The sequence below is a fragment of the Inquilinus sp. genome (assembly GCF_039594555.1).
Lineage (GTDB): Bacteria > Pseudomonadota > Alphaproteobacteria > DSM-16000 > Inquilinaceae > Inquilinus.
Genome location: NZ_JBCNNF010000041.1, coordinates 18,299 through 28,038, shown reverse-complemented (window position 1 = coordinate 28,038; position 9,740 = coordinate 18,299). Strand labels below are relative to the sequence as shown.

The 9,740-nt window shown below is 70.7% G+C and carries 6 protein-coding genes; 2 read left to right on the top strand and 4 right to left on the bottom strand.

Annotation, left to right across the window (positions count from 1 at the left end; translation table 11 throughout):
* On the bottom strand, positions 1-5,091 hold a 5,091-nt coding region (locus tag ABDW35_RS06920; RefSeq protein ID WP_343713117.1), incomplete at its 3' end, for an alpha-2-macroglobulin.
* 155 nt (positions 5,092-5,246) lie between these two features.
* On the opposite strand from ABDW35_RS06920, the gene ABDW35_RS06915 reads away from it, so the two are divergent.
* Positions 5,247-5,606 carry a hypothetical protein gene (locus ABDW35_RS06915; protein WP_343713116.1) on the top strand — a complete coding sequence of 120 codons (360 nt, stop codon included), beginning with the start codon at positions 5,247-5,249 and terminating at the stop codon, positions 5,604-5,606.
* Here ABDW35_RS06915 and ABDW35_RS06910 read toward each other — a convergent pair.
* The gene (locus tag ABDW35_RS06910) at positions 5,603-6,520 is read right to left on the bottom strand and encodes an AraC family transcriptional regulator (protein ID WP_343713115.1); all 918 of its coding nucleotides are present in this window, start codon (positions 6,518-6,520) and stop codon (positions 5,603-5,605) included. The two genes, ABDW35_RS06915 and ABDW35_RS06910, sit on opposite strands and share 4 nt — an antisense overlap.
* A 132-nt stretch (positions 6,521-6,652) precedes the next feature.
* On the opposite strand from ABDW35_RS06910, the gene ABDW35_RS06905 reads away from it, so the two are divergent.
* Positions 6,653-7,408 carry an SDR family oxidoreductase gene (locus ABDW35_RS06905; protein WP_343713114.1) on the top strand — a complete coding sequence of 252 codons (756 nt, stop codon included), beginning with the start codon at positions 6,653-6,655 and terminating at the stop codon, positions 7,406-7,408.
* A 114-nt stretch (positions 7,409-7,522) separates the two neighbouring features.
* Here ABDW35_RS06905 and ABDW35_RS06900 read toward each other — a convergent pair whose 3' ends face one another.
* Together ABDW35_RS06900 and ABDW35_RS06895 are read right to left on the bottom strand one after the other, a co-directional pair.
* On the bottom strand, positions 7,523-8,413 hold the full coding sequence (locus ABDW35_RS06900) for a DMT family transporter (protein WP_343713113.1): 891 nt from the start codon (positions 8,411-8,413) through the stop codon (positions 7,523-7,525).
* A gap of 273 nt (positions 8,414-8,686) precedes the next feature.
* On the bottom strand, positions 8,687-9,433 hold the full coding sequence (locus tag ABDW35_RS06895; protein WP_343713112.1) for a tetratricopeptide repeat protein: 747 nt from the start codon (positions 9,431-9,433) through the stop codon (positions 8,687-8,689).
* Positions 9,434-9,740: the final 307 nt, after the last annotated feature.

The window sequence follows — 9,740 nt, the reverse complement described above, 5'->3', positions numbered from 1 at the left end:
GCGGGTGTCGCCGGTCAGGTCGATCGCCGCGACGTAGCGGTCGTCCCGCATCTCGACATGCTGCGTGTCCGACAGCGTGTCGGCGATGTCGCCCAGCTGCGCGCCCTTGCCGACCGACGGGTTCTCGATCTCCAGCCCCGCCGGCAGCAGGTCCACCACCAGCGCCTGGTGGTCCAGGTCGTCGGTGGCCCGGCCGCGCAGCAGCACGGTGACCAGGTCGCCCTGCTTCACCGCCGTCTTGGCCGGATCGAAGGGCCGACCGTCGCGGTCGAGATAGGTGCGGGTGATCTCGAAGCCGTCGCCGCCCGCCGGCAGCGGCGCCGCCGGCACGCCGCGCACCGTCAGCACCTGGCGCATCGGCCCACTGCCGGTGTTCTTCACCGGGATGCCGGCGGCCAGGGCCGGGGCGTCCGGGGTGTAGCGGTAGACGGCGCCGGGGTTGGCCACCGCCTTGCCGGCGACGTCGAGCGACAGCGGCGTGGCGCCGTCCAGCGCCGCGTCGGCCGCGATCAGCAGCCAGGTCATGTCCTGGGTGCTCCACCACTTGTCCTTGGCGAACAGGTCGGCGGCGACGTCGACCTGCTGCAGCACCGTGTCCTGTGACTGCTTGGCCTCGTGCAGCAGCGCCGCGGTGGCAGCGTGGTCACGCAGCGGCGAGCCGTAATCGCCGTAGAAATCGGCCGGCCGCTCGGTCGAGGTCGCCGCGGCGAAGGCCTTGGCGGTGCGCGCCGTGTCGCCGAACTGGGCGGCGGCCGCGGCGATCTGCGCCTGCGACACCGGGGTCTGGTACTTCGGCAGGCAGTTGTCGACGTAGTAGCGCATGGTGCCGACATCGCCGCCGCCGGCCCGGGCCACGACATACAGCGCATAGGCGCTGGCCGGGGTGCATTCCGACCGCGCCTCGTACCAGTCGAGGTAGTTCGACAGAAACTTGATGCCGCGCTGATATGCCCGCTCCGGGATGCGGTAGCCGCCCTCGGCCCGCGCCCGGGTCAGGAAGTCGAGCGCATAGGCCGACAGATACGGGTTGGCGTCGCCGAAGGGAGACCACATGCCGAAGCCGCCGGCCGGCTGCTGCGCCGTCATGATCCGGTCGATCGCGCCCTGCACCTTGCGGTGCGCGTCGTCCGGCTTGAAGCTGCTGTCGATCTTCTCCGCCACCTTGGCGACGTAGAGCAGCGGCAGGGCCTTGCTGGTGGTCTGCTCGACGCAGCCATAGGGGTAGTCATCCAGCGCCTTCAGCAGGCCCGGTATGTCGAAGGTCGGGCGGGTGGAGAAGCTGGCGAAGACCTGCACGGTGTCGGGCAGGAAGCCCTTCACCAGGTCGGCGTTCAGCACCACCGACTGGCCGGGCTTGACCAGGGTGGCGACGCGGTCGGTGGTCAGCGCCTGGGCCGGGCGCACCGACAGGTCCCAGTCGCGGTCGCGCTGGAAGCCGTCAGGGCCGGTGACGCTGATCCTGATCTTGCCGGTTCCGGTGGCGGTTGCGGTCAGCGGGATCGCCCGCCGCGCCTCCGCCCCCGGGGCCACATTCTGCGTGAACTGGGCGGCGTCGGCGGCGACCGAGAGCGGCCCCTCGGTCGAGACGCGCACGCCGTAGTCGCCGGCCGGGCCGGACAGGTTGCGCAGCGAGAAGGTCAGCTGCGCCTGGTCCTTCGGCGCCAGGAAGCGCGGCACGCCGATCTCGGCGATCACCGGGTCCCGCACCTTCATGGCGATGGAGGCGGAGCCGAGCGAGCCCGGCGTCCAGGCCACCGCCATCAGCCGCAGTTCGCCGTCGAAATCCGGCAGGTCGAGCGGCACGGTGACGCGCCCATCGGCCCCGACCGGCAGGATGCCGCTGTAGAGCGCGACGGTGCGGGTGGAGCGCTTCGGCAGCCCGGCCATCTGCTGGGCCGCGGCGTCCCCGCCGGTGCGGACCTGGCCGCGGCGGCCGTCGCTGATGATCAGGCGGCCATAGGCGTCGCGCATCTCCACGCCCAGGGCGCGGCGGCCGAAGTAATGGTCCGCCGGGTCGGGCGACTGGAAGTCGGTGAGCAGCAGGATGCCCTCATCCACCGCCGCCAGCGTGACCCAGGCCTTCTGGCCCTGCGGCACGTCGGTGATGGTCAGTGGCAGGTCGAGATGCTGGTTCGGCTTGATCTCGGCCGGTGCGTCGATCGACACGCCCAGCACCCGCTCGGTGACGTCGATGCCGAACCAGGCGACGCCGACGGCGCGGCCGGGGCCGTGCCGCCGCTCCCCGCCCTCGCCCGAGGGGCGGAAGGCGGTGGCCAGGACATAGGCGCCGGAGCCCCAGTCGGACGAGACCGGGATTTCGACCGTGGCGCCGTCGGCCGGGACGGCGACGTCGCGCGTCTCCAGCACCCGGTCATTGGCGATGAACAGCAGCACGTCGCCGGCGAAGGGCGGCTCGATCCGCACCCGGGCGGTGTCGCCGGCCTTGTAACTGGTCTTGTCGAGCGCGACGGTCAGCTTGTCCGGGGTCGGGTTCGGATCGTCCGACACCCACCAGCCGGCATAGAAGCGGGACGAGGTGGCGCCGCCGCCCTTCGGGTCGTAGACGTCGAGGCGGAAATTGCCCCAGCCCACCGCCTGGCGGATCGCCGCCGGTGCGTTCGGAGCGACGTCGACCGTGCCTTCCGCCACCTTGCGGTCGCGGGTCACGACCTTGTAGTCCCAATGCCCGTCGGTCGAGAACCACTGGTAGTCGTGGATCTCCTCCACCAAATCCCAGCGCAGGCCCTTGATCGCGGCCGGGCGGCCGCCGGCGTCGAGGCCGATAACCTCGAAGCGGGCATCCGCGCCCTCGGCCAGCGAGCCGGAGAACAGCGGCTTCAGGCCGATCCAGGGATGCTCCTGCCGCACCGGCAGGGTCGTGGTCTCATTGGCGGTGCGGCCGCTGGAATCGAACACCGCGGTGCGCAGCTCGGCCTCGAGCGGCACGGTGGTGTCCGGCAGCGCGTCGAGCAGGATGTCGACCCGGCTCTGCCCCGCGGCGTCGGTCGCCGGGGTGGTGATCGGGCGGGTGCGGGGCGAGAAGGCGTCCTGCACCAAGCCGAACTGATAGTCGGCATAGTCCGGGAACGGCTTGGCCGCCTGGCGCAGGGTCAGGCTGGCCTCGGTGGCCAGGTCGGCCGCCGGCGCCCCGTACAGGAACTGGGCGTCGATGGTGACCGCCGCCGGCTTGGCGACCCGCAGGTCCTTGGCGTCGGTCTTCAGGTCGACGCGGATCCGCGCCGGCACGAAATCCTCGACCTGGAACGGGGTGCTGCCGATCGCCTGGCCCTTCGGGTCGACATAGGCTTCGGCGGTCCAGGTGCCGGTATAGGCGCTGTCGGCCAGCGGCACGTCGATGCTGTAGGAGCCGCCGCCCTGGTCCAATGCCTGCTGGACCTGGGCCTCGACCCCGTCCGGCCGGCTGATCTTGATGGTCAGCGGCACGCCGTCGATCGCCGCCGCGCGCTCGTTGCGCAGCAGCGTGGTCAGGTGCACCGTCTCGCCCGGGCGATAGACGCCGCGCTCCGGATACAGGAAGGCGTCGAGCGGCCCCGGCTCCGCCCGGCCGCTGACGCCGCGGTCGGACAGGTCGAAGGCCGGACCGGTCAGCTCGAGGAAGGTGAAGTCGCCGGAGCCGTAGGCGTAGACCGCCGCCGGCCGGTTGCCGCCCTGCCCGGCCATCACCCCGGCCGGAAAGGTGGCGAGGCCGCCGGCATCGGACTCGGCCTCGCCCAGCACCGTGTTGTTGCGGGCGATCAGCGCCAGCTTGACGCCGGACTGGGCCTTGGCCGAGGACAGCGAACGCGCCGCCACGGTCAGCCCCTGCTGGCCGGAGAAGGTGGCGAGGCCGAGATCGGTGACCACGATCCACTGCGTGCCCGGGGTCTGGTAGCTGCCGCCGCCCTCCTCGTCGTCGCCGGAGGCGGCGGTCTTGGCGTCGACCGCCGACAGCAGGTAGACGCCGGGCTTCGGCTGCGGCAGCACCGTGTCCATCGGCACGCCGGTCACCACCGCCTTGTTGGTCTCGCTGTCGACCGGCATGGTGCCGGTCCACACCTCCTCGCCCGCATCCTGGGCCAGGCTGTCGACGTCGTAGCTCTCCAGCATCTGGCCGATGCGGCCCTGGGCCACCTGGTCGATCAGGTTGCGGTCGTTGATGCGCAGCAGCCGCAGCTTGACCTCGGAGACGTTGACCGTGGTCACCGGCACCGTGCCCTCGCCGCCCTTCGGCAGGACATAGGCGCTGCCGCGGAACACCACGCTGGCCGGGCGGTCGTCGACCGTCAGGTCGAAGCTGTCATCGGCCTCCAACACGTCGCCGTCGACCGACTTGATGCCGGCCAGCAGCGTCACCGAATAGGTCTGGCCGAAGGACACGCCCTCGAGGCACAGCTGCCGGTCCGACGGGATCACCTCGACCGGCACCGCCGGTTCGATCCTGACGTAATCGGAGTAGCGGACGGTGCGGCCGTCGACGATCGGATCGGAGAAATCGGCGCAGAGCTGCGGCGCGTCGCGGTCGTTCTGGACATAGGTCGAGGTGACGCGGAAGCCGTACTGCTCGCGCAGGTTGTTGGCGTATTCGGTGTTGTCGTCGCTCGGCGCCAGCTTCGCACCCTCGGCGGCGACCTTGATCGCCTCGCGGCCCTTGTCCTGCTGCTCCAGCCCATGGGCCAGCAGGATCAGCGCGGCGCCGCGCAGCTTGTCGGTGGCGGCGTTCTCATAGGCGGCATAGGCGGCGCTGAGCGCGTTCTGCGACGAGGAGTCGGTCTGCTGCAGCGCCTGGGCCAGCCCGTACCAGGCGCCGGCATCGGTGGGCCGCTGGCCGAGGATCAGCTGGTAGGCGTTGACCGCGTCGTCCCAGCGCTCGCCCTGGACGGCGTCGGCGGCGCGGGCCCGAAGCGACTTCAGGTCGGCCCGCTGGTCCGGCGGGGTGGCGCTGGCCTGCTGCTCGAGCTTCTTGGCGAAGGCGGCCATGCTGGCGGCGAGGCCCGGCGCTTCGTAGGCCGACGCGGCGGGAGGCAGGGCCAGCGTGGCCGTCAACAACGCCGCCGCCGCGGCAAAGGTGGCGAAACGCAACTTCAAAGCCATGGCGACCCCCGTCGTCTCACCCCGGCCAAGCCGGGACTCGGCCACAGACTATACGCCCGATCGCGTCGAAACCATGACGCAGGCGAGGCAACGGATCTGCCCTCCCGCCAGCGCAGCGACACGACTATGATCCCCCGTCCTTCGCGGAGTCCCTGATGATTCGACCCCTGGCGATCCTGCTGCCGCTGCTGTTGCCCGCCGCCGTCCTGGCCGCCGATGCGCTGACCGGCGCGCAGATTCAGGCCCGGATCGTCGGCAACACGGTGGAGGGCACGGCCGGCGACGTCGAGTACACCGAGTTCTATGCCACGGACGGCACCATCCACGGGCTGGGCGATGACGGGCCCTATGCCGGGCAGTGGACGATCGAGAACGACCACATGTGCTTCGACCTGGGCGAGACCAAGGAATGCGACAAGATCCAGTTGGACGGCAGCAAGATCCAGCTGTTCGGCGATGACGGGTCGCTGGTCGCAGTCGGCGAATTGAAGCCGGGCAATCCGGGGAACCTCTAGGATTCCGGCGACGGATCCGGCCGGGAGTTCTCGCCGCGGACCTTGTCCCGCGCCGCCTTCAGGTCGCGGACCGGCGGCGTGCCGAACATCCGGCCGTATTCCCGGGTGAACTGCGACACGCTTTCATAGCCGACCGCGAAGGCGGCGCTGCCGGCCGACGCGCCCTCGGCCAGCATCAGCCGGCGCGCCTCGATCAGCCGCAGCTGCTTCTGGAACTGCAGCGGCGACAGAGAGGTCACGGCGCGGAAGTGCTGGTGGAAGGATGACGGGCTCATCCCCGCCGCCGCCGCCAGGCGGCCGACCGGCAGAGGCCGCGCGAACTCCGCCCGCAGCAGCGCCACCGCGCGCGCCACGCGCTGCGCGGGGCCGCCCGGCCAGCCGAGGCGCCGGATCGCCGCCCCGTGCCGGCCCGCCAGGAGCCAGTAATGCATCTCGCGCACCAGCTGCGCCTGCAGCACCGGGACCGCCGCCGGCCGATCCAGCAGCCGCATCAGCCGCAGCGCCGCGTCGGCCACCTCGGTGTCGGTCGCCTCGATCCGCACCGGCGCATGGTCGGTTGCCGGCGCGCCTTTCATCTGTGCCGCCAGATCCGCGATCACGGCCGCATCCAGCTCCAGCACCAGCGAGAGATAAGGCGCGGCGCGGCTGGCCCGGGTGACCTGGCTGACGGTCGGGACATCCGCCGCGATCAGCAGCGTGTCGCCGGCGGCGAAGGTGAAGCCCTGCGCCCCCATGGTGACGTGCTTGCTGCCCTGCACCACGAGGCAGGCCAGCGGCCGGGGAATGGCATAGTCGAGGCCGCTGGGCGCGGCCGCGCGCATGATCGTGAGGCCGGGGATCGGGGTCTGCGCCGTGCCGGCCGCGTCGGCATGGGCGTCCGCATAGCGCCGGACGGCATCGAGCAGCAGGGTCATGGGGCAAGCCTAACTCAGCCTGGCCGGCCACGGCGCCGGATTCGGAGAATCAGGCAAGGAACGACGAGGTTCCGGCAACAACGGCCGACTCCTTGTCCCGATATCGGAGCGGTCATCCACAGGAGCACGACCATGACCAAGATCGCTCTCGTCACCGGCGGCAGCCGGGGCCTCGGCCGCAACACCGCGCTGAGCATCGCCCGCCGCGGCGGCGACGTCATCCTCACCTATCGCAACGGCGCCGCGGACGCCGAGACCGCGGCCGCCGAGATCCGGGCAGCGGGGCGCAAGGCGGCCGTGCTACAGCTGGACACCGGCGACGTCGCGGCCTTCGCGGCCTTTGCCGAGCAACTGCGGACGGTCCTGCGCGAGACCTGGGGGCGCGAGACCTTCGACCATCTCGTCAACAATGCCGGCCATGGCGACCACGCCCTGATCGGCCAGACCACCGAGGCGCAGTTCGACGGGCTGGTCAACGTCCACTTCAAGGGCGTCTATTTCCTGACCCAGGCGCTGCTGCCGCTGATCGCGGATGGCGGCCGCATCGTCAACCTGTCCTCCGGCCTGACCCGGACGACGTTCCCCGGCTATGCCGCCTATGCCGCGGTGAAGGGCGCGGTCGAGGTGCTGACCCGCTACATGGCGCGGGAGCTGGGTGGCCGCGGCATCGCGGTTAACACCGTGGCGCCGGGCGCAATCGAGACCGATTTCGGCGGCGGCGCCGTGCGCGACAATCCGGAGATCAACAAGGTCTTCGCCGGGATGACCGCGCTGGGCCGCGCCGGCCTGCCCGACGACATCGGACCGATGATCGCGAGCCTGCTGACCGAGGAGAACCGCTGGGTCAATGCCCAGCGGATCGAAGTCTCCGGCGGTCAGGGGATTTAACCATCCATCCCTGTCATTGCCGGGCTTGACCCGGCAATGACAGGGGCCACCCGGACCGGCCTCGACTTTTCTGGATGCCCGGGTCGAGCCCGGGCATGACAGCTTTGGGAAGCGCTACGCCCCCTTCAGCTGCCGCTCGCGGTAGTAGATGAACAGGCCGGAGGCGATGATCACCAGGTTGCCGATGATGATGGTCGGCGTCGGCACGTCGCCCCACACCGCCCAGCCCAAGGCCGCGGCGATGACGATGGTGGAGTACTGGTAGGGCGCGACCACCGCGGCCGGGGCCAGCGACAGCGCCTTGTTCATGCACAGATGCGCGCCCATCGCCACCACCCCGAGGCCCAGCAGCAGCGCCCAGTCGAAGCCGGTCGGCGGCACCCAGGCGAAGGGCACGGTGGCCGCGCCGGCCAGGCCGGTGCCGACGACCTGGTAGGTGATCAGGCCCAGGCCGCCGGTGTGGCGGACGCGGCGGGTGACGATCAGGACCAGGCTGAACAGCGTGGCGCCGGCCAGCGCGACCAGGGCCGAGGCGGACAGCGCCGCCCCGGTCGGGCGCAGCACGATCAGCACGCCGACGAAGCCGATCAGCACCGCCGCCCAGCGCCGCGGCCCGACCTTCTCGCCCAGCAGCGGCACCGACAGCGCCGTGACGATCAGCGGCGCGGCCATGTAGAAGGTCATGACGTCGGCCAGCGGCAGGCCGCGCACGGCGAAGTAGAAGGTCGCGACCTCCAGCGCCATCAGGGTGACGCGCAGCAGGTTCATCCAGGGCTGGTCGGGCGTCAGCAGGCCGCGGATGCCGCGGATGATCCAGGGCAGCAGCAGGACGAAGGCGCCGATACTGCGGATCAGGAGCACCTGGCCGACCGTGTAGTCGGCCACCAGCCACTTGCCCAGCGCGTCGTTGAAGGTGAACAGCGACATGCCGAGGAAGAACAGCAGGATGCCGGTCCCGTGACCGCCTTCCGCCCCGTCCAGCTTCTGGGCGCCGATCGCCGCCATTCCCGCGTTTCCCCCATCCGTTCGCTTCTCTCTGCCCGAGGAATTTGTCGGACAGAAGCGGAAAGGCCGGAGGGCGGGCATGCAGGGGCGTGGGGGACGGCCGATGGGCCGGCTCTCCCCCTCACCCTCCCACGCGCTTCGCGCGCGGGCCCCTCCCTCTCCCCGAGGAGAGGGCAAGCTGAGCCGCGCCCCGTTTCACCTCTCCTTGGGGAGAGGTCGAAATCGCGCAGCGATTTCGGGTGAGGGGGTGCGGCCTCTCAGCCCGAACCGGCCTCACGCCGCCTGCCCCAGCCCCTGCTTCGCCTCGTCGATCCAGGCCTTGTTGATGGCGCGGTAGCTGCGGGTCGACTTGCCGGCGCGGGTCAGGATCTCGCGCCACAGCGTCTCGGCCGCAGCATGGTCGCCGCGCTCGGCCTCGGCCCGGGCCAGCCAGGCGCGGACCTCCTCGCCGGCAAAGACCGGCAGCAGCTGGCGCAGCAGCGCGATGCCGTCGTCATAGCGGCCCATCATGCACAGCGCCCGGGCATGCACCAGGCGGCGCTTGGAATCCGCGGCCTCGGGGTTGGTCTCCGCCACCTCGTCCAGCACGTCGATCGCGTCCGCTGGCCGGCCCAGCATCAGCAAGGCCTCGGCCCGCAGCCGGCCGAAGGTCGGGTCGTCGGCATGCAGCCCGACCATCGACTCCTCCAGCAGCGGCAGCGCGTCGGCGGGCCGGCCGAGATGCAGCAACTCCTCGGCCAGCGGCACCTTGTTGGCGGTGGTCGGCAGGTCCTCATGCGCCTGACGCAGCGCGCGCAGCCGCCGCTCCGGGTCGACCGAATCGACCAGCTGCTTCCGGGCGTCGCGCACCGGCCGCAGGTTCAGCCATTCCGGCAGCAGCTCGACCAGGATATAGGCGGCAATGCCCAGCCCTGGCGCGAACAGCAGGATGTAGAACCAGATGTTCGACCGCCCGGTGCGCAGCGCATGCACCAGGAAGCCGAGCTGGCAGGCATAGATCAGAATGCCGAGATACGGCATGGCCGGTCCCCCTCGAACCCCGCCCCCTCGAATCCCCGAGGAGTTATCCGAAATTCGAGGGAACCGTCAACGCAGCGAAGCGGACCGCAGTCCTGCGGAGGAATTGCCGCCCCTTTCTATCCTTGCCGGGCTTCACCCACAGGCATCCGGTTCAGGAGGAAGCGATAGTCAAGCCGAGTTCAGCTCAGGCTCTCGTTCTATTTCATTGTCATCCTCGGGCTTGACCCGAGGATCCAGGGGCTTTCAGAGCAGCTCTCCGTGGCCCCTGGATTGCCGCGTCAAGCCCGGCAATGACAGACAATGGAAA

Excerpts from the sequence above, each read along its gene's own strand:
- ABDW35_RS06915 (WP_343713116.1), top strand. The coding sequence starts at position 5,247 with ATGATTCGACCCCTGGCGATCCTGCTGCCGCTGCTGTTGCCCGCCGCC.
- ABDW35_RS06900 (WP_343713113.1), bottom strand. The coding sequence starts at position 8,413 with ATGGCGGCGATCGGCGCCCAGAAGCTGGACGGGGCGGAAGGCGGTCAC.
- ABDW35_RS06895 (WP_343713112.1), bottom strand. The coding sequence starts at position 9,433 with ATGCCGTATCTCGGCATTCTGATCTATGCCTGCCAGCTCGGCTTCCTG.
- ABDW35_RS06910 (WP_343713115.1), bottom strand. The coding sequence starts at position 6,520 with ATGACCCTGCTGCTCGATGCCGTCCGGCGCTATGCGGACGCCCATGCC.
- ABDW35_RS06905 (WP_343713114.1), top strand. The coding sequence starts at position 6,653 with ATGACCAAGATCGCTCTCGTCACCGGCGGCAGCCGGGGCCTCGGCCGC.